Below are 22,586 nucleotides of genomic sequence, written 5' to 3'. Positions count from 1 at the left end.
ACCGCGGGAAACGCCACTACCGTTGCTCATGAACGTCCTCCTTCTTGCGTGTGGGACACCAAGCCCGACAAGCGCATCAGGAGGACGTTCGCCACGCCAGACCCGACCGCGCAGAACGCCTTTCTATGCCGCGGTGGGCCGAACGATGAGGACCGTCGGATCAGCGGGTCACTGACTATCGAAGATGACCGCCACGATCGAATGGCGAAGTGGGCCCACCGTCAACGGGTAGCGGTATCCGCGTGGCGGTGAACCACTCTCCAAGCGCCGCCCTCGCGGCGGTACACCTGAGTGGCCCGCAAGGTGTACGTGCGAGGCTCCCCGTCGACGGAAGCAGAAGTGTGCTCGAGACCAGCGGTATACGCCATGTCGCCCACCACGTCGTACGCCTGCAGCTCGAACACGTAGGACGTGCACTCGGAGAATGAGTTGCCCAAGGCTGTGAAGAGCCCGTCCAGCTCGGCCTGGCCATGTGCGCTGTGCCACGCACCCAGCACGGTCACTGGTTCCCTTCGGGACCAGAGCGCCCGTCGCGGCGCGGGGTCGCCGTTGTGCAGCGCCAGCTCCGCCTGATACAGGGCCGTGCTCACCCAGACGAGGAAGTCGTCACGATCGGTCACGTGACCAAGCATGGCCGCCGACGGCAGGGACTCGTGGCAAAACGCTCGCGATGCGTCCGGAACTGGAACCCTGAGCGAGTCGCATGTCGAGCGCAGCAGTGTCAGACAGACGTCTACGGGGCAAGGCGTTGCATTTTCGGTGTGACCTCGACGACTCGCCCATGTCGGACTACAGCGTGCCGGGTCGCCAGCCGCAACAGCTCTGGGCGGTGGGTGGTCATGACGACGGTGCGGCCAACCATCAGGCGCTCGAGTGCGGTGACCACGGCCTTCTCGGCATCGGGGTCAAGCCCCGCGGTCGGCTCGTCGAGGAGGACGACCGGCGTGTCGGCCAGCAGGGCGCGGGCGATCCCGACGCGCTGGCGCTGCCCGCCGGACAGCCCGATGCCGCCCTCCCCGATCGGGGCATCAAGCCCCTGCGCGAGATCGGTGGCGAAGTCCGACACCATCGCCGCGTCGGCAACACGTCGGACATCGCTATCTGAGGCGTCCGGGCGAGTGAGGCGCAGGTTCTCGCGCAGCGTGCCACTGAACAAGAAGGTGTCCTGCAGAACGACGGACACTGCCCGGTGCCGGCGAGCATCGGTGAGGTCGAGGAAGCTCACGCCGTCGAGGCAGACCTGCCCGCGGTCTGGTTCGTAGAGGCCAGCGAGCAGCGCCAGCAACGACGACTTGCCCGCACCGTTCGGGCCTTGCAGGACGAGCCGCTCCCCCGGGCCGATTTCCAAGTCGACGTCGCGCACCACCGTGCGATCGCCGTACCCGAATGTGACTCCGCGCAGGGTTATGCGTCCGGTCGCCGGCGGTTCGGCAGGCTCGAGCGCGGAGCGCGCTTGCGGCGCGCGCGATGCGGCTCTTCGGGGTTGGTCGAGGATCTCCGACACGCGCTCGGCTGAGGCAGCGGCCGTCGTGAGGGTGATCGACAGGCGCGAGAGAGCCCGCAGCGGCCGCAGCATGTCCCGCAGGTACGCGAGCACGACCACGAGGAGCCCCACCGTCCACCAGCCATCCAGCACGCCGTATCCGCCAACCAACAGTATTGCGGCTGTGCCCACGGCGGCCGCGCCCTCCAGCAGGGGGGTGAACCGGGCTCTCAGGTCGACGCTACGCAGGCCAGCGTGCAGGGTCGCCGTGTTGCGCTGCGCGAACCTGGTCGAGTGCACAGCCTGGCTGCCGGTCGCGTGCACGGTACGCATGCCCGTGAGCACCTCTGCGGTGAGGCCGGCGAGCATGCCCTCGGCGCGGCGTCGTTGCCGGCTTGATTCCCGGGTCAGCCGTGTGTAGCGCGTCGCGGTCGCAAACACCACGGGGGCGGCCACGCACGCGACCAGGCCCAGCCGCCAGTCCACCAACAGCATGGCGACTGCGTAACCGGTAAGAGTGATGACGCCGGGCACCAGCGTGCTGAATACGTCGACGAGGCCGTCCTCGATGCGGTCGGTGTCGGTCACCACCCGGCTCGTCAGCTCTCCGACGGTGTGTTCATCGTGGAAGGGCATGGGCAGTTCCTGCAGGACGGCGAAGACGTCGCGCCGGACCTCGGAGGTGATGCGTTCACCGGCGCTGTTCATCACTCGGTCACCGAAGTAGTCGAAAGAACCGGAGAACAACGCGATGACCAGCGCAGCGAGCGCGGCGCAGACCAACAGCGCCAGCGGCCGCCCGGGCAATGGAGCCGTCAAGGCACCGACCACTCCCGACGGCGGGCGGTGGCGGAGCACGCCATCGATGACGATGGCCAACGGCCAGGGTTGTGCCAGGTCCGCAGCGAGCTCGCCGACCCGTAGCCCGATTCCGCCGATCAGTCGCCGCCGGTGCGGACGACCGTAGGCGCGGAAGCGCCACAGCTGCGCCAGCAGCGAAGGTCCGGCGACGGCATACCTCATCGGCGAGCAGCCTCGCGCAAGGCCGCATTACTCTGTCCGACCACGACGCCACGTTCCGCGAAAGCGGTCTCAACGGCAGAGACCCCGGCATGGGCACCGGGTTGGGCTTGAGCCTCGTCCAGAAGCGCGGCCAGCGCGGTCGAGAAGTACCGCCGTCGACGCAGCATCGGCGTCCACTCGGCCGGATCCGCGCTGAGGACCTCTTGGCCCAGATGATCCAGGGCTCGGAGCAGGGCAGCGTCGAACGCTGCCCCCTCGAGCCGGCATGCCTGCCACGCAAGCCTGGCCGACCACAGGGCTGTCGCCCAGACGGTCCCGTCCAAGTGCGGGTCCACGTCGCGGCCGCCGCGGAACGCGGCCATCGTCGTAACCGTGTCGAGGCGACGACGCCGGGGGTCGGCGTCGGACCGGTCACCCCGATGCCAGCCGTAGATGTCCGGCGTGCCGAGCAGGACCGCCGCCAGATAATCGCAGGTCCCCTCCTCGATACCCGTACGCAAATTCGTCTGCGCCGCCGGGTCCCGATGACGGTTTCCGCGGAAGTCTGCCGTGTGACGGCAGACGTGATGCCCGAGCTCGTGATAGATGATCGCTGCGTTGTGGCTCGGGGCGGCGAAGTACCGCCCGGCACCGATGGGGAGATACCGACGGCCGGCACCGAGGTGCACCTCACCGGCCGACGCGACATCCCGCGGTTCTATCAGCTCGGAGTACTGCGCCGCCGGCAAGCGGTAGTGTCCCCCGCCCCAGTCGGCACCGTGCGCGTTGAGCCGCACCGTCAGGACCGGCAACGGGCGCTCGAGCAGCGAAGCGACGTACCGCAGCCCGCGTTGCACATGCCAAGCCGCGTTTCCCACTCCGTACTCTCGCGCTCGTCGACGGTCTTCCATGCCGGCGAGCGGTCCGCCCCCTCCGGCAGGATGAGTTGAAGCGAGCGAGTCGAGGGACGGTATGCCCAGAGGATCGATGACGACGGCCTCCGGCAGGACCAGGCAATTGTCGTCCGCCTCAAGGACCACGACCGTGCGCTCGACCGGTTCAGCCTCGGCTCCACCACGCGGCAGGTGCGCCCGGACAGCGATGTTCCTGCCGCCAACTGCAGGCGCTGTCGAGAGCGCAGACCAGACCGATGAGCTCATGCCCGCAGGGACGAAACCGGCTCAGCCAAGGCCCCGCGACCGGCGAGAAGGGGCAGCAGGGAGCCGCCGCTCAGTTCGGAGACACCAAGAACCGGTAGACCCGTCGCGGCCTCAGCCTCCCGACTGGCCAGCGGGCTCGCGCTGACCAGCCCGCTGATGGCTACCGGTCGCAGCCCCGCATCGGCCAGCACCCGCACCCCGGCGACGGCACCAAGAGCGTCACCGACCGCCAGGACGATTGCCTCACCCAGGTCGGGAAGTGCCTCCAGGAGACCGCGCGTCTCCTCCTGCAGCAGGCCGTCCGCGATCTCCAGAACGACCGCTTCTGCTCCGTCAGCGACGAGTCCATCCCGGATGGCAAAGGCCGTGGCACGTAGCCGCTCCATCGGGTACCCGAACGTCGACGGCATGCCGAAGTCCAGGAAGTCGAGCAACGCGTGCGCGCCGGCGTCTTGGTACGTCCACCTGTCCTTGCCGCTGCCCGACCCGGTCACCTTGCCCGCCCCCGCCCGGATGCCCGCGCGCGTCCACCCCCGCACGATTGCAGAAGCCGTTGTGGTCTTGCCTGCGTTCATCGACGACCCGACAACCACCACCACTCCACCGGGCGCCGCAGGTGCCGGGACCACATCCCGGGCGAAGTCGTCCAGGCGCAACGCCCTGCCCTGCCTGGTCACCGAGGCGATGATCTCCAGCTCGGTCGGTGCGTCCCGCCGGACGTGCGCGGACGCGACGTCACCGATCACGCCACCGGCCGTGAGCAGATGCGTGCGCGGGCCTGCCGGCAGGTAACCCTCGAAGAAATCCGTCGCGTAGCGGTTGCCGAGCGCGCCGACGACCAGATCACCTGGATAGAGAACGACGCGCCGACCGTGCACGTCCTCAAGATGTCCGTGCACACCCACGTTCTCCACCCGCGCCAGGACCAGGTCTCCCAACGTGGGGTCAGCTGTCCAGGGGCGGGCATCGAAATCTGCGGTCAAAACCGAGGTGACCGGTCGCGTCACATACGACCACTTGGCAACAGGAATCACGACGACACGCTCTCGGAAGAAGGATCGACTGAGGCAGTGCGCTTCGGTCGATTTTCGTATCAAACCTACGCAAGTCGACCACCATCCACGGCCAGTGTGAATGCCTGCTCACTGAGAGTTTGCCCAAAATGAACCGTGCGGACGTCATGCCACGGACTGCCCGACCGCGCACCGGCCGGGACACATGGTTCGTCGTTGCGCCAGCATGTCGACCGTTGGACGGTCGAGTCGGCTGCGACACGACGTCCACAGGTTCCGACGGGTTGGGGGCCGACGAGATCGATCGCTTCCTGATCGAGCAGGCAGGGAGTTTCACCGGCTCTCAACTCGCAGCACTTCTAGCACTGCGGGAGGCTCGGGGCGTCGTCACCCATCGGCATCGCCGTATCCGGGGGCCATGGTCAGTCCCGGCAAGAGTGGGGTGCAGCCACAGGGGCGTCCCGTGGACCACGACCGGAGGGCGTCACGCCTGATCCCGCCGCGTTGACCGAGCTCGTCGATCAGTGTTGCCGGGATGGCTTCACCGGGGTGTGTGGCCTGCCAGATCTGGGCTTCGAGCACCGGTCCGGCGAGGTCGATCCCTCGGGTGTTGACCGGGACGGCGCTCGCGGTGCCTGGCGCGGCTGATGGGTTGGTCGCGTCGGTGGGATAGCTCGGCGTCAGCGATGTGTATGAGGCGAGGTTGGGGCTTGAGCCGAACATGTCGTACGGGATTGGCGCGTATTGCGCGGCTTGGGACAAGGGGGCCAGTCCCAGGACACGGTCGATGATCGCGGTGACGGAGGCCTGGCTAGCGTGAAGGTGACTCAGCCTGCGGTGCGCTGCCCAAGGTCCGGCGACCATCAGGATGTTGCGGTGTCCGTCGACGTGGTCGAGACCGTCCTGGCTGTCATCCTCCTCGACAAGGACCAGCGTGGAGGCCCACTGGGGCGTGTGCGAAAGGTAGCTGACCAGGCCGCCGACGGCCTCGTCGTTGGTGGCGACCAAGGCCTGGGGGGTCTTCTTCCCCGGCTGAGTACCGTCGGTGTGGTCGTTGCCCATCAGGACGTAGCTGAGTGCGGGCACCCGGTTGGCGGCGACCAGGGGCGCGTACTCGGCCTGGAAGTCCCGCAGTCTCGTCGTGTCGGGGACGCTGGTCAGCGTCAGGTTGTTGGGGTAGCTCGGGCTGGCCGAGGCAATCGACTGGCGGTCGTGGACCCCTCCGGGCGTGACGCACGACGTTTGGGGGGCCACGTGGAGAGTGGGGTTCTGGGCGGTGCTGAGCCCGGTCAGCTCGCCGAAGTTCCGAAAGGGCTTGCCCGCACCAGCGAGCTGCTGAAACAAGGCGCCGCATCGGGGGTAGACGATGGAGCCGGCCGGGTCGTACGGGTGGTTGCGGGCGCTGTAGTACTGGGTCCAGGAGTTCTCGGTGTAGACGGTCGAGGTGCCTTCTGCTGTCCAGTGGTGCCCTTGGATGCTGGCTTCCCCGTTGGAGAAGAAGTTGTCGGAGAGCGCGAACTGGTCGGCGAGGGCGTGCGCGTTGGGGGTGATGGTGCGGCCCTGCCGGTCCCGGAGCCCGAACTCGGTGAAGGCGGCCTCGACGCGGGCGTCGGTGCGACCCAGCGAGGCAAGGTCTCCGAACTCCTGGTCGAAGGTGCGGTTCTCGCGAACGACCAGGACGACGTGCTTGATGGGTGACTGGCCCGCGTGGGTCCATGACGGGATGGGGCTGCCCGCCGGACGCTGACTCTCGCTTGCGCCGTAGCTGAAGAGTTCGTCAGCGGTGGCCGTCCGGGTTCCAGCGCGCAGGTCGCCAACGTCCGGCGTGGCAACGCGCGCCAGCGTCCCGACCATGTCGTTGCCGTCGTACTGCTGCCGGCTGACCACCGGTACGCCTCCGAACCCCTTTGCTGAGGTGACGAGGATGTCGCCACTTGGGTCGACCGCCAGGGCAGAGGGGTAGAACCCGGTCGGCATCTGCCCGAGCTGGTGCACCGACGCCGGACTGAGGTCGCCGCCAACCACATCGCCACCGAAGGCGGCGATGGTGTTGTCGCCGGAGTTGGTGACGTAGACGTGGTGCCGGGTGGAGTCGAGCGTCACGGCCGTCGGCGCCGAGCCGGTGCCCTCCCCCGACATCAGGTGCGTGGTCATCTCACGTTCGAGCCGGGCGCCCGAGGGCGTGGAGCTGAGGATGGCGAGCGAGTCGTCGTTGGCGTCCGCGACATAGAGCTGACGACCGGTGGGACTGACAGTGACAGCGACGGGGTGATCCCCGACGGCCGTGGTGTCCATGACCGCACCCGTGCTGGCGTCGAGGGTGTAGACCGAGTTGGTCCCCTGGGCTGTGACGTAGGCACGGCGACCGTCCGGTGAGAGGGCCACCGCGCTGGGGTAGGTGCCCGGGAGCTGCTGGTTGGCTCCCAGCGAACTCTGCCAGGCGATCATCCCCGTGCGTGTGTCGATCGCGGCGACCGATCCGCCCTGCTCGTTAGCGACGATGAGCCGGTGTCCCTCGGGGGTGATGGCGAGGGCCTTGCTGTAGCCGAGCACGTTCCCGACGACCGGTGCGCTGCCCGGTATGCCGCCTGAGGGAGTGCCGAGTCCAGCGGTCGGGGTGGCGTGGGTGGAGGTGCTGCTCCAGGTGTGGGCGAGGATCAGGTGGCCGGCGCTGAGGGCGTAGTCGTAGACGGCGTCGTTCCCGCCGCCAGACGCATACACGTGTCCGCCGTCCGGTGACCAGGTCACGCCGCCGTTGTAGAACGTGTCCTTGCCGGGAAGGTGATCGGTGAGGGTCTGGAGGACCTGACCTGTATGGGCATTGACGAGCTGGAGGCTTTCGTTGCCCTGCTGAGGGGAGCCTTCGCCTTGACCGCTGTTGCTCACCACGGCCAATGCGCCATTGGGGGCGATCGCGATGCCTGTGGGAAAGTCGCCGAGCGGGGTGGTGTGACCGGCGGGGGTGAGTAGTCGCCCGTCGGGCAGCAGGGTGCCGTTCGTGTAGTGGCCTGTAGGTGACGTCAGGTTGGCAGGTCGGCCCGTCGTCTGCGTGGCGGCGTGCGGGGTGCCGCCCGCGGCAGACGCCGTCGCCGAAAGGCATCCAGCGACGGCGACAGCGGCGGCTAGAGCGATCGTGGAGGTGTTGCGAGCGCGCATGAGGAGTGTCCTTTGAGGTCGTGCCAGGTCTGTGGGGACGAAAGGTCATCGGGTGATTCGGGGGAAGGGTGCTAGCCGGCTCGCCGAGGGCCGGGGTGGTCGGGCACCGGCGCTGTCCGCGCGATGTATCCGTTGGGCAGATCACCGACGGTGAGGAAAACCGGGTTCGTAATGGCCTCCATGTCGCCTTCACTGGCGGCCGGGTTGCCGATCACGGGACGTTCCTGTCCGCGCACCTCTGCTCGAACGTAGCCACCGCCCGGAGGGATCGGCACGGTGATCTCGACGCTCTGGTCGTCGCTGCTCAGCGGGACCGTCTGCACGGGTGCGCCCGCACTGACGAAGGTCAAGCGCATTCCGCCGCCGCGGCGGACCCGGGCCGTCACGGTGACCTGGTCGCCCACGGCCCCGTAGACGTCCCCACCCACAAAGGCGGCCTGGCCTGGACGGCTCCCCGAGAGGTAGAGCTCGACCCCGTCGGGGGCGCGGGTAATGAAGCAGCGCCCCGCCTTGAGGGCCTTGATGACGGCACTCTTGCTGAGCTGTTCCGCGTAGACGATCGTGGTGGGTTTGCCCACGGCGTTGCCGCCGGAGTTGTCGACCCCGTGCAGGTCACTGCCGCCGTTGGCCACGGTGCGCCACCCGCGGGTCAGCATCGTGTCCCAGGCGCTGAGGGAGAGTTCGTCGTCGGCCTGCCAGGGGCCGGTCCACACTTCGTGCCCGTGGGTGCGGGAGCGCGGGTCGACCTCGCCGTCCGCGGCGAACTGCCATGAGAGGTGCGCCCCAAGCGGATGCGCCGCCGCGACATACGCCCCCATCGACTCGGCCAGCTGGATGAACTCGCTGATCCGGGCCCCGCCGGTGGGGAGGGGAAGCGCGAGCGGGGTCTGCCGGAAGTCGAGCCATTGCCCGAGGTCCATGCCTGAGACCGTCGCATGTCCGTGAAACCAGTTCGTCATCTCTTCACCGGGCATGAGCAGCATGTCCGCTCCGGCGTCCCGGGCCAGGAAGTAGTTCTGGCTGATGACGTTGTGGTCGGTCATGGCCACGAAGTCCAGTCCGGCCTTCCGGCACGCGCCAGCCCACTCTGCCGGGGTCATCGACGAGCCTGAGGACCACGCGTCCGAGCTGGCATCCGTGTGGCAGTGCAGGTCGCCTCGATACCAGCCCGGGGCATCGAGGACGACCCCAGGCTCGGGGCCTGGGCTGAAGACGGGCCCTTGCGGGGCGAAGGACATCACGACGCGAACGGTCACCTGCGTCGGCCTCGGCGAACGGAACACCGGGATCAACACCGTCCACGTCCCCGCCTGGATCGGGCCGGGCACGAACGCCGTCGAGGCGCCCGAGGCAGACACGAAGAACGAGGACCGCTCCTCCCCGTAGATGCCACGGAACCCCTCGGACTGGTAGCCCGCGCCCCGCGCGTCGAAGAGCCCGATGCCCAGCGCCGCTGAAGAGTCGCTCTTGCTCATCGACACATCGAGGCGTTGCACGCCCCGGGGCACGCTGAACGGGAGCCTGGCGTAAGACCCCAGCCCCGCGACGGTCGTCGTCAGCGTCACGGTCTGCGACGGCTTGGCCCTCAGCTGAGCCCTGGCCGCGGCGGACGCGGGCGAAGCCGAGCCGACGTCCAGTGCGCCGACATTGAGCGCGCCAGCGGCGATGCCTTGAAGGAGACGGCGACGGTTGAGGTGGTCCATTGAAGCCCTTCCCGTGATGGTGTCTCCGGGATCAACGACGCCGACCCGCAAGGGGTAGTGAACTGGCTGCGAACACCAGACGTAGAAACGGTTCCTTTGACGTCCGGGACTTTGTCTCGATTGATCGGCCGAGCCTGAGCCCGTCCGAAATCGGATTCACGGCATCAGGATGAACGGCGGTGGCCATGCCCTCTGACCCGATGCGCCACGACGTCGGCGGTCCGGTAACGCGCGCGGGACGCCAGCGGTCACAAGCCACAGCGAACCTCAAGAGCACACAATGATCGCAATCGCGAAGCCCTACCACCGTGGTCCGTGGCGCCGCGTTCACCTCTGATCTCGTCGACAAGGCCACCTCGACCGTGGACTGCCTGCTGCGGTCCTCCATCTGCTGTGGTGCGCAATATGTGGAACCTCGCGCGGCCGCATGTACGAAGGCGTCTCCACCGCCGACAAGATCCGGGCGGGAGCGCGAGGACACCTGGGGAACTGGAGCTGGATGCCCGGGGGTACGAACTTCCTGGGTGCATGTCGCACGACAACGTCAGCAGGACACTGCCCCCGGACCGTGGACCGAGAACTCTCGCCGAATCCCGTGCCGGCAAGAGCCGCCTCGTCTTGGGCGCGACCCCTGAGAAGGAGCCCTAATGTGCGCAAGGATCAGCACATGGGCCGTTCACGACACGACGAGATCGAGCGCAAGTACGACGTCGACGCATCCACGGTGTTCCCGAACCTCGCCGAGATAGACGGTCTCCACTCCATCGGCAGACCTCGGACCTCCCAGCTCGAGGCGGTGTACTTCGACACCTTGGGGCTCGACCTCACCCGCAGCGGGGTGACCCTGCGGCGCCGCACAGGCGGTAGCGACGCCGGCTGGCACCTGAAGCTCCCCGCGGGCCCGGACACCCGAACCGAGCTCCGCGAACCACTTGGACGAAGACATGAGGTGTCCGAGAGCTTCCGGACACGGGTGCACGCCATCACCCGCGGCCGCCCCCTCGAGCCGGTCGCCACCGTGAGCACTCGCCGTCGGGACTACCCCCTCCTCGACTCTGAGGGATCGGTGCTCGCCCAGGTCTCAGATGACACTGTCCGGGCACAACGCCACGACGACACCAACGGCAGCAAGGGGGACGAGCTGGCCTGGCGCGAATGGGAGGTCGAGCTCGTAGACGGTCCCCGCGCCCTGCTCGACGCCGTCGGAGAACGGCTGCTGGCAGCCGGAGCCGCTCCGGCGTCAGCCAGCTCGAAGCTCACGCGCGTGATCGGGGAGCCTCCTCCAGCCGCGTCCTCGCCCGGTAAGAGAAAAGGGCACGCCAAGCCCACGGTCGAGCAGCTGCTGAGCGCGCAGCTGGCAGAGCATCTGGCACGTTTGCTGGAGCAGGATGCCGGGGTCCGCGCCGAGCAGGCCGAGGCCGTCCACCGCGTACGCATCGCGGCCCGACGACTGCGCTCGGTGCTCACGACGTTCCGCCCACTGCTCGACACGTCCGTCACCGACCCAGTACGCGAAGAGCTCCGCTGGGTCGGCGAGTCGTTCGCCGGGGCCAGGGACGCGCAGGTGTTGCGCGAGCACCTCCGCGCCGTACTCGCCTCCGAACCCGCCGAGCTGGTGGTCGGGCCGGTGAGCGCGCGCCTCGACGACGAGATCGGTGCCGAGTACGGCCGCGGTCGGGTGGCTTCCAGACAGGCCCTGGACAGCGACCGCTTCGTCCGTCTCCTCGATGTGGTCGAGGAGCTGATCGCCTCCCCGCCGCTGCACTCGCACGCCCGGCGACCCGCCAAGAAGACGATGCCCGGTCTGCTGTCTCGGGACGTCAAGCGCCTTCGGCGAGCCGTACGTTCGATCGAGCGGACCCATGACCTCACCGAGCGGGACTCCGCCTTCCACGAGGCCCGCAAGAAGGCCAAACGCCTTCGGTATGCCGCTGAGTCCGCAACGCCGGTACTGGGCAAGAGCGCCCGCACGTTAGCGGCGGCTGACACCAAAGCGCTTCAGGAAACCCTCGGCATACACCAGGACACGGTCGTCGCCCGTCAACGACTGCGGGAGTACGGCATGCGAGCGCACCTGGACGGCGAGAACACGTTCACCATCGGCCGTCTGCACGCGCTGGAGCAGTCACGTGCCGACCGAGCCGAAGCCCAGTTCGCCACCCTATGGGAGAGGTTCATCGCCAAGCACGACAAGCACTGGGCTCGCTAAAGACAGGCCAAGATCGCGACTCCCTGCGTGCGGAGCACGGCCCCACCGCCGCGCACGGGCCTGTCCTGTCAGCAAGGCCCCTAGAACGGGCCACCCTGAAACGGTGGTTTCCGCGGCACGGTGGGCGCCGTTTGTCCTGGTCGACGACGTCGCCGCGTGGGCAATGTGGACGGACTCTTGTCACTCTCAGGGTGGCGGGGGATGCTGTGCCGATGCATGAGACGTCGGAGATGCGCGCGCTCAGGGAAGTGCAGACGCGGCTTCAAACGCGCTTCCCAGACTTGGATCCGGAGGTGGTGGAGGCTGCGGTTCGCCTGGCGCACTCCGAGATGACAGGTCGGGTGCGCGACTTCGTCCCAGTGCTCGTCGAGCACGCTGCCCGTGACCGGCTGGCTTTCGCCGTTCGTGACGACCCAGCCGTTCGTGACGACCTAACGGAGCGGCGGGCCCGAAGGGGCGTTGGGGCGTAGAGCTCGGCAGGCTGCTCACGTAAAGCAGAAGCGCTCTTCCTGTCAGGGTCGATATGTGAGTAATCCTTCGGGGTCACCGGAGCCCCCACGTTGGGTGTCGGTTCTCCTCGAGGAGGCCAGGTATGCCCGGAGCGACCGGTGACGTTGACGGTCGGCGACCTCGACCTGGACCCTCGCCCGACACGTGGCGACGCGCGCCGGCACGGTGCTGCCGCTGACCGCGCACGAGTTCGCGATCCTGCACTTCCTCGTGCGCCACGCCGGGGACGTCGTCTCCAGGGCCCAGATCCTCGACAACGTCTGGGACCCGACCTTCGAAGGCGGCGACAACATCGTCGAGGTCTACATCGGTCATTCTGCGAGTCGCTCGAGACGGTCCTTGGCCGGCCGTCCGCCTGGGCGTCGTCACTGCCGGCTCCCCTCGACACGACTGAGGCCTGGGCCGTCGACATCGCGCTGCCTCGTTCAGCATCGATTCAGGCAGACGAAGGCATCGTGGGTGGACCCAAGGCGCCACTCGGGCACCCACAGGTGCCCCGGAATCGCGCCCTACCCCCGTTCTCGGGAAGGACACCGGTGAGCGCACCCACCGACGCCAACCAGACTCTCTTCAGCCAGGTCAACGACCTGGCCCTGCACACGCCGTGGCTCAACGGCGTGGTTGCGGGCTATGCCAAGTACGGCGTCATGCTCTTCGGGGTGTTGATCCTGCTGGCCGTTTGGCAGGCTCGGCACGCTCCGCACCCGAAACTGGCGGCAGCGCTCTGGGCGGGCATCGCCGCCGTCCTCGCCGTCGGGGTCAACCAGCCCATCGTCTCCCTCGTGGCCGAGCCGCGCCCATACGCGACCCATCCGGGCGTCCTCGTCCTTGTGGCCCGCAGCGCCGACTGGTCCTTTCCCTCCGACCACTCCGTCATGGCCGGCGCTTGTGCCGCCGGACTGCTCATCGCTTCTCGGCGCCTGGGAGTCATTGCAGCCGTTGCGGCCCTGCTCATGGCGGCGGCACGTGTCTACGTCGGCGCGCACTACCCCCTGGATGTCATCGCCGGACTCGTCGTGGGCGCGCTCGTCGCGGGGGTCGGGTGGCTGGTACTGCGCCAGCCGTTCGTCCTCGCCATCTCACGGATCCGGCGCCTCGCGCCGGTCCGCACGTGGTGCGAGCCCCGGCCTGGCACCTGAGCGGCATGCTGACCAAGGTCGTCGACCAGCTCCTGAATGCGCCCGCAGTGTGGGTCCTGGCCGTCGTGGGTGCCATCGTCTTCGCCGAGGACGCCCTCTTCGTCGGGTTCATCCTGCCCGGAGAGACTGTGGCCATCGTTGGCGGCGTGGCCGCCAACCGCGGCCACGTGCCTCTGTGGCTCGTCATGGCGGTCGTCATCGCCGCTGCCGTCATCGGCGACTCGGTCGGCTTCGAAGTCGGACGCAAGCTCGGTCTGCGAATCCTGGGCCTGAACATCCTGCAACGTCACCAGGGGCGCATCGACGATGCCCGCGACTTCCTATCGCGACGTGGCGGATGGGCCGTCCTGCTCGGGCGCTGGGTCGCGTTCTTCCGCGCCGTGATGCCAGCACTCGCAGGGACGTCGGGAATGCGCTACCGCACGTTCCTCACCTTCAACCTGGCCGGCGGGATCCTGTGGGGCGCGACCGTCGTCACTGCCGGTTACCTCGCCGGCGCGTCGTACACCCGCGTCGAGCAGGCCATGGGCAAGGACTCCGCACTCATCGTCGCGGGCATCCTCATCATCGGGCTGCTTACCTGGCACCTACGCCGCAGACGGGCTGAACGAGCATCCTCCGGAAACTAGCCCGTCCGCGACTTGCTAACTCGCGACTCCACGCCGCATGCCGGGCGCCCGAGTCCTCGCATCAGGAGAACGTTCACCACTACAGACCCGACGGGGCAGTACGCCTTTCTGCCGAGTGAGCCTGTCTCTGGGCACGGCGCCGCACCGTCTGGCAGAGGGGGCCAGCACATCCGCTCTTGGCGTGTTGAGGACGGACATTCGATCATGCCGCGGACAGCGCGGGCGTGCCGATGACAGACGTGGGCCTGCGAGTGTCCTGTCCAAAGCGGTCTGGCCCATCAGCGCGTAGGCCAGTGCTGGGCCTGCGCGGTCTCGGTTGGTGTGCCAGCCGTTGGCAGTGAGGCACCAGGCGCTGGGGAGAACGGTCAGTCGTCGTCGACCTGAGGGAAATACGCAGTCCTTGCACGCAGGGCCCGAATCACATCCCGCAGGAGACGCACTGCTGCGAAGGCGATGAGGGCCGATACCAGCAGAGCCGCAGCAGCGTCGAGCCAGAACCAGCGGTTGACGACAGCAAGGACGGCGCCGACCGCAGCGACGACGGCAGCGGCCGCCCCGTCGGCGATCGTGTCCAGGAGGATGGAGCGCATGTGCAGGTCTTCGCGGCCGGCGTCAGCCCCGAGGATCAGCGCGGCAAACAGCATGACGAGGGCGGCAATCGCGGAGGTGACGAGCACGGGGAGTCCGTGTACTTCCGGGCTGCCGCTGATGAGGCGCGAAGCGGCCGATATCGCCACGCCGACGGAGAGCGCCAGCAGCCACAGCGCGTTCACGAGGGCGACCCAGGTCGTGGCCCTCTCATTGCGGTGGTGGTCCCTGAGGTAGATGGCTAGCAGGCCCAAACCCAGCGCGAGAGAGTCCGCGAGGAAGTCGCCACCCTCGGCGATCAGGCTGAGGGAGTGGGAGAAGAGGCCTGCAACCAGCAGCCCCGCAAATCATCGACACGTTGAGGACGAGCACGAGGGCCACGCGGCGCTGTTGGGACACGGCCCGGAGAGTACCGCTGCCGGCGGCAGCGGACTCGGCGCTGCCCACCCCACGGCTCGCAGTCCGCCAAGGGCAACTCCGATGGCCCGGAACGTCCACCTCGGGCTGGTTCAGGCGGCATAGGGTGATCGCGACAGAGCCGTCCGCCGCGAGTCCCTACCCCGATTCAGGGCCTTTCTGGCTTGACTAGCGGATGACGATCGCATCGCCGACGGGTCGTTCTCCGGAGGCGTCCGAAGGGTGCGTGACAAGGCGTCCTTCGATGCTCATGGCCGTTGAGCCACCACCATCGAGGTTCATCGCATCGCGCATGCCCAACGCTCGCGCCACCTGCGCTTCTTCGGGAACGGAGAGCCCAAGCTGGTCAGGCTGGCGGCCGTCGACGGTGACCAGCAGGGTGCGACCGGCAGCGTCTGCACCGGCGAAGGTGCGTGGGTTGCGTTGCAGCGCCCATCCGTATGCGAAGGACGGGTCAGTGGGGTGGACCATGCCGTCCGCGCCCTGGGTGATGTATGTGGCGCCGTCGCGGACCAGCTGCGGTCCCCCGTTGACGACGGTGGTCCCAGGTCGGATCAGGTTTGCTCGCCCGGCTTCTGTGAGGCGAAGGTCCAGTCGCGCAATCTGCCCGGGGCGCAGCCCGGACAGCCTTGAGGTGAGGTCCCCGATCGCCTGGACTGAGCGCTGACCCGCTAGGAGCATCGTGCCTCGCTGGGCGTCGACGCGGACGACACGGCCAGTGCGGTCGAGCACGACCTCGCTGCCGGCCCCGGCTGGAGTGACTGGACCGTAGGCGTTGGTGAAGGCGACGAGCTCATTCGGGTCCGTGCACGTGGTGTCGTGCAAGGCGCGGTTGGTGGGCTTGTCGCCGGCATCCCCACCACAGTTGCGGATCAGGCCCGGCACTCGGTTGATGCCGTCCACGTCGACGCTCGAGGACCCCGCGCTCAGGGTGCCGCTCCACACTGGTCGGGCAACGCGTGTGTGAAGGGCCTGGTCGTCGAGAACCAGTACCGGGCGACCGGCGACCGTCTCGGACTCCAGGGCGCCGTCGTAGACGCCAGCCCCTGCCGGGTCGCCGGGCGCGCCCGCTTTCGGGTCGAGGACGAAGAAGCCACCGTTGACGGCAGCCTTGGCGTGGGCGTACACACCGAGCGCCGTGGTGGTCTCGCGGTCCACGAGGTCCGGGCCGAAGGTCGCACCGAGGTGCCCGCGGAACTCCCGCGGGTCGATGGTCAGTACGTTGATGCTCCACTGGCCCTTGGCCATGCTGGCCCCGTCCCACCCGGCGTACCAGGTGCGGGCCGCGAATCCCGCGGCCTTCAGTCGGGTGACGTATGCCGTGGCGTCGGCCTGGGACGGGAAGGTGGACGTTGTCCGGACTCGGTACCCGATGACGCCGGCGGGGACGTCGGCGACGGCTGGCTGGCGCACCGGTTGGCTCTGTGCGCCGAAGTTCGCAGCCGTCAGGCGGCGAACCAGGTCGTCGGCGCTGCCCTGGTCCTGGACCACTCGTGGGGGCGCGTCCGGGTCGGGGCTGGTGCGGCTGGAGGGAATGCTGAGCTCGACGACCCACGGCGTGCTCGGGTCGATGGCACCGCGCACGATGCGCGTCATCGTCACGCCGGGCTCGACGGTCGTCGTCGTACGCGTCTCGGGGAGACCGGCAGGCCCCAGCGGCAGCGCGGCCGACGCGGCATACCCCGTGTGACCCATCGACAGCGGTGCCGCGTGCGTGGACGCGGCCGTCAAGCAGCTCACCGTGATGACCATGGCGGCACCCAACGCCGCCATAGGTGTCGACAGGGACCGGTTTGCGATGCGCGCCAGTGACATGCCAGCCACTCTGACCGGGCACGGCACCCAGGAGCCCGCGAGCAGGTGAACGAGCCATGAACCCTGACCGCAGGCGAGACCCACGTAACCTACGAGTGGTCGGGCACCCCCAGACGACGTGGCTGGCCGGGTTCGCCTCCGTCAGTGAGGTCCCCTAGACGTGGCGCCGTGGATCATCCCCATCTCGGGACCGACGATTGGCTGGCCGGCCGCTGGGCAGCTCGAGCTCATCGCCCACGACCTCGCGGAGCTCGACTCGGCTTCGCGAGGGTGCAGGTCGAAAGCGACCGCTAACCGGAGGCGATGCAGCGGCATGTGCTCCCGTCGCACAGCGTCCCGCCACGCCCGTCGCGTCGACGGGTGGGGCCCCGGGCCCCCCTCCATGAGCAGCCCGAGACCCCGCGACAACGGCAACTTGGGGGTCATTCCGTCGTCACTGTGTAGACGAGCTGGGAGCCGGATCATGACAGGGTTTCTCAGACGAGGCACAGTGTCTGCCCAACCTGCGAGGGCAGGGTGGATCTCGCGTGCCCGCCGATGCTCCCCTGTCTCGTCGGGCACGCCCATGCCCCGGCGAGACTCGTCTCGCGTGCGCCCCGCGACGTTTCCGGTGTGGTGCCGCTGGGTGCAGCCGGGAATCGACAGGTAGGTACTTCCCTCGCATGTCAGTCGTTTCCACCGAGTGCCATGGCCGGTCCCTTCCCCCAGAGGCCCGCCGATCCAATTCGGCACTGCAGATTCCGGCCTGTGCCGGTTCCGGGAGTCCGTTGCCGTGGTCATAGAGCGGGAAGTTGCGCGCGATCGGGTGCACGACCGCTGTTCTGGCCGCGACAGATTGGCGTGGCGCTCTCGTAGCCACACCCTGGTCGGCGCGCCCGAGCGGGAGGGCGCCCCGCCCGGTCGGCCCCGCCAGTACTGGCTGAGCAAGACTCAGTCCTTTGAGCACGGCAAAACCCTGGCAGACGTCATTCCAGGCCGCTGACTCCGCCCTCTGTGCCCATGCTCAGGCACCCCCTGCCGTGACGATAGCGTCGGTGGCGAACCCCGCGACCATGCCCAGGAGCAGGCCGTAGGCGAGCAGGTCGGGTCGCTTGGCGCGGGCGGCCACCCCGAGCAACTGCGTGACGACGTAGAGGATCGAGCCGGCGGCAAGCGTGAGGAACACGATGCTGAGCGGCTCGCTGGTGAACCCATGACCGACAGCCGCGCCCAGAAACGTCGGGCCGCCGCCAATAAGGCCGAGGCCAAGCAAGAATGCCCACGACGGGCGCCGCGGGGAACCGTCAGGATCCAGGTCCCCGGCCAGCGGCGCCGTGATGCCGAACCCCTCGGTGGCGTTGTGCAGGGCGAAACCGACGACGAGCAAGGTGGCGAGGGCGATCTCACCCCGAGCGGCCGACTGACCGATGGCCAAACCCTCGGCGAAGTTGTGCAGTCCTATGCCCACGGCAATGAGCAGAGCCAGCCGTCGAGCCACGGACCACGACGCGACCCCGGTCGGCCTGCGTCGCTCGGACATTTCGACGCGAAGACCCGCTGGGGCGTTAGCCGACGGGCTCAGGGCGGCCCGTGCGGTGACCCGGCCAATCCACCCTTCGTAGGCCACCAGGGACAACAGGCCAGCACCCAGTCCTCCGACGAAGAGCGCCCCGTAGCCGAGAACAGCGGACGTGCTACCACCGCCGTCCCGCACGGCGCCCAGTGCAGCATCGATCGGCTCCCAGGCGTGGGTCAGGACATCCCACACGAGGAAGAGCAGCACTCCCACCGCAGTGGCGTTGAGCACCGCCCGCAGGCCGGGCGCCGGGCGCCGCAACCGGCCTACTGGCAGGCCCAGCACGATGGTGGCACCCGCGATAAAGCCGAGCACCAGGGTGCGGCCAAGTCCCACGACAACTCCTTCAACGATCCGATGAGCAGCTCGTAAGTTAGGTTCGCCTGACCTAACTGGTCAAACGCTGAGAATCGGTGGCCATGTGGCTCGCGCCGGAGAACTCGCCCAGAACCGTGGTTGGCCTGCGGGGCGCCTGACCCGCGTGGATCAGACATCCGGGCGACGGTCACCTGAACACATGAGGCCGCCGCACCGAGCCCTCCCCCGCCCCGCATGGCCGCAAGATCGCCCCTCGTGACGTCGCAGGACAAACCTCCACCGCCTCTGATGCACCTTGCGGACAATGTCACAGCGGCGGGAGAATCACGCAGGGGAAGGGTCCTTTGAAGGAGTGGTATGCCGGCAGCGCAGAGAACCATCATCATCGGCCGGCCCCTAGAACCCGTCTTCTCGTTCTTCTCCACGCCCTCGAACGACTTGCGATGGCGACCCCACGTAAAAGAGATCCAGGATCCAGCCGAGATGCGTACGGGCGCCCGGATCCGACAGGTCATCTCCGGACCGGGCGGTCGTGCCATTGACGCCGACATCGAAGTGACCGACTACTCGCCCTCGTCGCACTACATGTTCATCGTTGTCGCCGGACCTGCTCGTCCGCGAGGGGAGTACCTGTTCAGGGGCGCGGGACCGGATGCCACCTCGGTCACGTTCTCGCTCTCGGCCGACCTCGGTGGAATCACGAAGTTGCTGATGTCCGGGCAGGTTCAAAAGTCGATGGACGGTGAGATGGCCTCACTCGACACGGCGAAGGAGATCTTGGAGTCCGAGTAGCCAAGGTCGGCTCCCAGTGCCGGTCAAAACGTCATCGCCGAGCTGGGTGGCGCACGATGCCAGGGAAGATGGCCCCTAGGGTTCCATCGGCCTCCAGAACAAGCGTTAAGGAGCATGTCGATGGAGACACCTCCTCGGTCCTGTACGAGCAACGATCTCGAGAGGATGTCGATCCGCGACCTTCTTGGGGAGCTGGTGTGGCTACAGGACTGCGTCGATGCTGAGCCAGCGGATTCGCGTTTCGGCACAGTACCCAAGCAGGCGAGTCGCCGTGTCGAGCTTGAGCGCCGCGAACGATTGATCCTCGCTGAACTCCAGCGCCGCCGCAGAATCGACCGGGCTGGCTGTCTCGCGATGCCCCCGAGTTTGCGTCTGGACACTGCCGACGCGGGCAGCACGGCGAAGGCTGAGACGCAATGGCCGGAGTCGGCCTCCGGCTGAAGCAGGACAATCAAGGCGCTACACAAGCCGCGCCCAGCGGAGTGGGGCTCGATCGGGCTCGCGAGCGTTTGCTGGTCCCACTCGACCTTCAACACGCTCGGTACCCCGTCGTCCACTCCGGCAAGAGGCGCCCCGTTTTCCAAGGTGCACCAACCTATGCCGCTCTGTTGACGGGCGTCATCGTGACGGTCCGAGGGAGTGGGACTGCTTGCCCTGGGCCAGCGGCGCCTTGCTGGTGACCGACATTTCGTGGTCGCCCGCCTCCAGCAGTCGTCGCCTGACGTCCTCACGATCATGATGACGCCAACGAGGGATAGGTTGGCGTCGTGGAGTGGGTCTGCGGGGCCGAGTCAGTCGCAAGAGAACGCTCCCGCGCGCTGAGGGTCGGGAGACGTGTCGCGCCGTCCCCGAGGATCGTGCCTAGGCCGGGAGCCGTCCTGCATGCCGTGTCGCTGGACGGCGCCGCCTGCGGCAGTGCGGCGGTCCGTCGCCTGAGTCCGGCCATCGCGTGGCCTCCGACGGGTAACACGTTCAGGGTGTGCACCGTCTGCGCTGAACTGACGGCCGACCCAGGTCCCGTGCCCGAGATGCCCTGAGAAACCATCGCTCTCCGTCTGCATGCCGGGGATGCGAAACGCGTCATGCTGGCCCCTCGTGGCCGCCATGGCCGTGGTGGGGACGATCATCAGTCGGCAAGACGACAGCCTCAGCGTCATCGTGGGCATTCAGCCCTACTCGGGCGGCATCGTGCAGGAGTGGACCCTGCGCACTTTCAGCAGGCCACGAGCTGACCGTGCTCGCGACGCTTGACGATCCTCCGCATGTCATCCTCCGCATGTCATCAAGGTGACGTCCATTGCGCCCGGAGTGGCAGCGTGGCTTATAGGGAACATCCAAGGGGGTGCGAGGCGGCGGCGCCTCCGGGGGTGGGGTGGAGACGTCGCCTGCGTCGCGCCGAAGGCGACACATCACCCGGATCCCGGGCAAGGACGCCGGGCAGCCCGTCAATCACGGTAGACCCGTCAGGGCGATGTTCGGCGTTGCAGAGCTGCCCAATCAAGAGCCCCTCCCGCGCTTTACCGGCAATAGTGAGACGCCCCCGCACACCTCAAAACGTACGGGGCGGGACCATCGCGGGGAGGCGGGACGGTAGTCGCTCAGGGGGGGGCGACCGACTGCCCTGCGGTTCCGGAGCTGGCGCTTGCGGCTCTGTGAGTCGACCGGCCGGCCCCTACGACCGCGCGGGTGGGCGTCGGAATTTCTCCCCGAGCTGCCGAGGACCTCCCCGACCCAGGCATCCGCTGGAACCAATCCAGGCCGAATCCCTTGCCCATTGAACCAGGCTCAGTCTTGGCCCGTTGCGGGGTACAGGTTCTCAGCGAGGAGCCCGGCGAGGTGGGCGGCGTTCGCGGCCACGGTACGCGTGGTGCTCGCCACGGTTTCAGGAGTCTGCGGGAGGTCCTTGTAGTCGGTGCCGTGCATGGCCTCCCCGTTCCAGTAGGTCACACCGCTGGCCGGGATACTAAAGCCGACGTCGTTGAGGGCCTGGAAGCAGATGGCGCTGATGTGGTGCGCGCCGTCCTCGTTGCCGACGACGACCACGACCGCAACCTTGCCGTAGGTGCGAAGGCGCCGTTGCTCGTCCTTCTCGGACAGCTCGGCGTCGAGGCGCTCGAGGACGCGCTGGCAGACGCTGCTGTGCTGCCCGAGCCAGGTCGGGGTGGCCAGGACGAAGATGTCGGCGGCCATGATCTGCTCGCGGATGCCCGGCCACGCGTCGCCCTCACCCATGTCTAGGGCCACCCCCGGCCTGACGTCGTGGTCGACGACCCGGACCATCGACCCGGTCACGTCGTACTCAGCGAGAGCGTCGAGCACCTGCTGGGCGAGCAGCTCGGTGCTCGACTCGGCCGGAGCCGGGCTCAAGGTGCAGTTCAGGGCAAGAGCGGTCAGGGCCATGGCGCAACCTGTCGGGTCATCGTGTCGGGACTTCCTGTCTTCGAGCGCATACCCGAATCTCGACGCGAGGAAGCGTCGCCGGCTCTCGCGCCCGCACACGGTGGCCGTCGGTTCCAGCAGTGCTCCCTACCTGCCGCCTGCCGGGCAGTGGCCACACCATGGTGATGCCGACCGTCGCTGGCTTGGGTGTGGCTTCCTCACGGTGGGGTACATGAGGGTGAGAGCTTGTACTCGGACTCATGGCACGAGCGGGAGCGGAGGAGACGTGGAGGTGGATCGGCTCGACCGAGAGCGCTGCAACAACCGCGACCTGGCCCGGCTTCTGGAGTCCTGCGCCGTCGGCAACCGCGAGGCCTTCGCCGCCCTGTACGACGCCACAGCGGCGATCCTTTTCCGCCTCGGCCTGCTGGTGTTGCGCGATCGGAAACGCGCCGAACAGTGCACCCAGAACACCTACGCCAGGATCTGGCTTACCGCGTCGAGCTTCGACGCCAGCACCGGCTCTGCGCTGTCTTGGCTGGCCACCATCACGTATCGCAACGCACAGGAGGCCCTCAGGGCCTAAGCATCTGTCAGCGTCGGGTGAAAACTGACCCCTGATCGACGGGTGAAAACGGACCCCCTCCGTGAGCCTGTGGAGGGTGATCAGTGTGGAGGACTGGGCAGAGATTCGTCGGCTGCGCCGGGCTGAGCAGAT

General features: G+C 68.0%; 20 protein-coding genes. 10 read left to right on the top strand and 10 right to left on the bottom strand.

The window, feature by feature from the left end; translation table 11 throughout:
* Positions 1-221 precede the first annotated feature (221 nt).
* The 6 genes from ABD297_RS22650 to ABD297_RS22625 all read right to left on the bottom strand — a co-directional run bounded on the left by ABD297_RS22650 (position 222) and on the right by ABD297_RS22625 (position 9,517).
* A complete protein-coding gene (locus ABD297_RS22650; protein ID WP_344257399.1) occupies positions 222-620 on the bottom strand; it encodes a nuclear transport factor 2 family protein in 399 nt (132 codons plus the stop codon).
* Between the two features lie 113 nt (positions 621-733).
* Positions 734-2,506, bottom strand: coding sequence for an ABC transporter ATP-binding protein (locus ABD297_RS22645; protein ID WP_344257398.1), 1,773 nt, complete (start codon positions 2,504-2,506; stop codon positions 734-736).
* A complete protein-coding gene (locus ABD297_RS22640; protein WP_344257397.1) occupies positions 2,503-3,645 on the bottom strand; it encodes a hypothetical protein in 1,143 nt (380 codons plus the stop codon). Before ABD297_RS22640 ends, ABD297_RS22645 begins: the two co-directional genes overlap by 4 nt.
* Positions 3,642-4,679: a P-loop NTPase family protein gene (locus ABD297_RS22635; protein ID WP_344257396.1), complete on the bottom strand. Its 1,038-nt coding sequence runs from the start codon at positions 4,677-4,679 to the stop codon at positions 3,642-3,644. The genes ABD297_RS22640 and ABD297_RS22635 overlap by 4 nt, the downstream gene beginning before the upstream one ends.
* 366 nt (positions 4,680-5,045) lie before the next feature.
* Entirely contained in the window at positions 5,046-7,814 is a 2,769-nt protein-coding gene (locus tag ABD297_RS22630) for a bifunctional YncE family protein/alkaline phosphatase family protein (protein WP_344257395.1), read from the bottom strand.
* 71 nt (positions 7,815-7,885) lie between these two features.
* A complete protein-coding gene (locus ABD297_RS22625; protein WP_344257394.1) occupies positions 7,886-9,517 on the bottom strand; it encodes a CehA/McbA family metallohydrolase in 1,632 nt (543 codons plus the stop codon).
* 649 nt (positions 9,518-10,166) lie between these two features.
* On the opposite strand from ABD297_RS22625, the gene ABD297_RS22620 reads away from it, so the two are divergent.
* The 5 genes from ABD297_RS22620 to ABD297_RS22605 all read left to right on the top strand — a co-directional run bounded on the left by ABD297_RS22620 (position 10,167) and on the right by ABD297_RS22605 (position 14,004).
* Positions 10,167-11,726 (top strand): CYTH and CHAD domain-containing protein, encoded by a 1,560-nt coding sequence (locus ABD297_RS22620; RefSeq protein ID WP_344257393.1) that lies wholly within the window; start codon positions 10,167-10,169, stop codon positions 11,724-11,726.
* Positions 11,681-12,196 (top strand): three-helix bundle dimerization domain-containing protein, encoded by a 516-nt coding sequence (locus ABD297_RS23775; protein ID WP_425581211.1) that lies wholly within the window; start codon positions 11,681-11,683, stop codon positions 12,194-12,196. Before ABD297_RS22620 ends, ABD297_RS23775 begins: the two co-directional genes overlap by 46 nt.
* A gap of 184 nt (positions 12,197-12,380) precedes the next feature.
* Positions 12,381-12,776, top strand: coding sequence for a winged helix-turn-helix domain-containing protein (locus ABD297_RS22615; RefSeq protein WP_344257392.1), 396 nt, complete (start codon positions 12,381-12,383; stop codon positions 12,774-12,776).
* The gene (locus ABD297_RS22610) at positions 12,773-13,375 is read left to right on the top strand and encodes a phosphatase PAP2 family protein (RefSeq protein WP_344257391.1); all 603 of its coding nucleotides are present in this window, start codon (positions 12,773-12,775) and stop codon (positions 13,373-13,375) included. The genes ABD297_RS22615 and ABD297_RS22610 overlap by 4 nt, the downstream gene beginning before the upstream one ends.
* A complete protein-coding gene (locus tag ABD297_RS22605) occupies positions 13,348-14,004 on the top strand; it encodes a DedA family protein (RefSeq protein WP_344257390.1) in 657 nt (218 codons plus the stop codon). The genes ABD297_RS22610 and ABD297_RS22605 overlap by 28 nt, the downstream gene beginning before the upstream one ends.
* 365 nt (positions 14,005-14,369) lie before the next feature.
* Here ABD297_RS22605 and ABD297_RS22600 read toward each other — a convergent pair whose 3' ends face one another.
* Together ABD297_RS22600 and ABD297_RS22595 are read right to left on the bottom strand one after the other, a co-directional pair.
* Positions 14,370-14,927 carry a cation diffusion facilitator family transporter gene (locus tag ABD297_RS22600; protein WP_344257400.1) on the bottom strand — a complete coding sequence of 186 codons (558 nt, stop codon included), beginning with the start codon at positions 14,925-14,927 and terminating at the stop codon, positions 14,370-14,372.
* A 250-nt stretch (positions 14,928-15,177) separates the two neighbouring features.
* Positions 15,178-16,257, bottom strand: coding sequence for a phosphodiester glycosidase family protein (locus ABD297_RS22595; protein ID WP_344257389.1), 1,080 nt, complete (start codon positions 16,255-16,257; stop codon positions 15,178-15,180).
* Positions 16,258-16,543: 286 nt separating this feature from the next.
* Between ABD297_RS22595 and ABD297_RS22590 the strand changes: the two genes are divergently transcribed.
* Positions 16,544-16,699, top strand: coding sequence for a hypothetical protein (locus ABD297_RS22590; protein WP_344257388.1), 156 nt, complete (start codon positions 16,544-16,546; stop codon positions 16,697-16,699).
* 1,128 nt (positions 16,700-17,827) lie between these two features.
* Here ABD297_RS22590 and ABD297_RS22585 read toward each other — a convergent pair.
* On the bottom strand, positions 17,828-18,715 hold the full coding sequence (locus tag ABD297_RS22585; protein WP_344257387.1) for a ZIP family metal transporter: 888 nt from the start codon (positions 18,713-18,715) through the stop codon (positions 17,828-17,830).
* A gap of 339 nt (positions 18,716-19,054) precedes the next feature.
* On the opposite strand from ABD297_RS22585, the gene ABD297_RS22580 reads away from it, so the two are divergent.
* The 3 genes from ABD297_RS22580 (at position 19,055) to ABD297_RS22570 (ending at position 20,740) form a co-directional block, all read left to right on the top strand.
* A complete protein-coding gene (locus tag ABD297_RS22580) occupies positions 19,055-19,489 on the top strand; it encodes an SRPBCC family protein (RefSeq protein WP_344257386.1) in 435 nt (144 codons plus the stop codon).
* 165 nt (positions 19,490-19,654) lie between these two features.
* Complete coding sequence (locus tag ABD297_RS22575; protein ID WP_344257385.1) at positions 19,655-19,930, top strand: hypothetical protein; 276 nt, start codon at positions 19,655-19,657, stop codon at positions 19,928-19,930.
* Between the two features lie 654 nt (positions 19,931-20,584).
* Complete coding sequence (locus tag ABD297_RS22570) at positions 20,585-20,740, top strand: hypothetical protein (RefSeq protein ID WP_344257384.1); 156 nt, start codon at positions 20,585-20,587, stop codon at positions 20,738-20,740.
* A 534-nt stretch (positions 20,741-21,274) separates the two neighbouring features.
* Here the strand turns inward: ABD297_RS22570 and ABD297_RS22565 are convergent.
* Positions 21,275-21,889, bottom strand: coding sequence for a flavodoxin family protein (locus ABD297_RS22565; RefSeq protein WP_344257383.1), 615 nt, complete (start codon positions 21,887-21,889; stop codon positions 21,275-21,277).
* A 271-nt stretch (positions 21,890-22,160) separates the two neighbouring features.
* Between ABD297_RS22565 and ABD297_RS22560 the strand changes: the two genes are divergently transcribed.
* Positions 22,161-22,454, top strand: coding sequence for a sigma factor (locus ABD297_RS22560; protein ID WP_344257381.1), 294 nt, complete (start codon positions 22,161-22,163; stop codon positions 22,452-22,454).
* The last annotated feature ends 132 nt before the right edge of the window (positions 22,455-22,586 follow it).

Source organism: Terrabacter carboxydivorans, from assembly GCF_039532035.1.
GTDB lineage: Bacteria > Actinomycetota > Actinomycetes > Actinomycetales > Dermatophilaceae > Terrabacter > Terrabacter carboxydivorans.
The sequence above is the reverse complement of the archived record's forward strand: the minus strand, read 5'-3'. Positions and strand labels throughout refer to the sequence as shown.

Excerpts from the sequence above, each read along its gene's own strand:
- ABD297_RS22645 (WP_344257398.1), bottom strand. The coding sequence starts at position 2,506 with ATGAGGTATGCCGTCGCCGGACCTTCGCTGCTGGCGCAGCTGTGGCGC.
- ABD297_RS22640 (WP_344257397.1), bottom strand. The coding sequence starts at position 3,645 with ATGAGCTCATCGGTCTGGTCTGCGCTCTCGACAGCGCCTGCAGTTGGC.
- ABD297_RS22630 (WP_344257395.1), bottom strand. The coding sequence starts at position 7,814 with ATGCGCGCTCGCAACACCTCCACGATCGCTCTAGCCGCCGCTGTCGCC.
- ABD297_RS22625 (WP_344257394.1), bottom strand. The coding sequence starts at position 9,517 with ATGGACCACCTCAACCGTCGCCGTCTCCTTCAAGGCATCGCCGCTGGC.
- ABD297_RS23775 (WP_425581211.1), top strand. The coding sequence starts at position 11,681 with ATGGGAGAGGTTCATCGCCAAGCACGACAAGCACTGGGCTCGCTAAAG.
- ABD297_RS22595 (WP_344257389.1), bottom strand. The coding sequence starts at position 16,257 with ATGGCCAAGGGCCAGTGGAGCATCAACGTACTGACCATCGACCCGCGG.
- ABD297_RS22590 (WP_344257388.1), top strand. The coding sequence starts at position 16,544 with ATGCTGAGCTCGACGACCCACGGCGTGCTCGGGTCGATGGCACCGCGC.
- ABD297_RS22580 (WP_344257386.1), top strand. The coding sequence starts at position 19,055 with ATGCCGGCAGCGCAGAGAACCATCATCATCGGCCGGCCCCTAGAACCC.
- ABD297_RS22575 (WP_344257385.1), top strand. The coding sequence starts at position 19,655 with ATGTCGATCCGCGACCTTCTTGGGGAGCTGGTGTGGCTACAGGACTGC.
- ABD297_RS22565 (WP_344257383.1), bottom strand. The coding sequence starts at position 21,889 with ATGGCCCTGACCGCTCTTGCCCTGAACTGCACCTTGAGCCCGGCTCCG.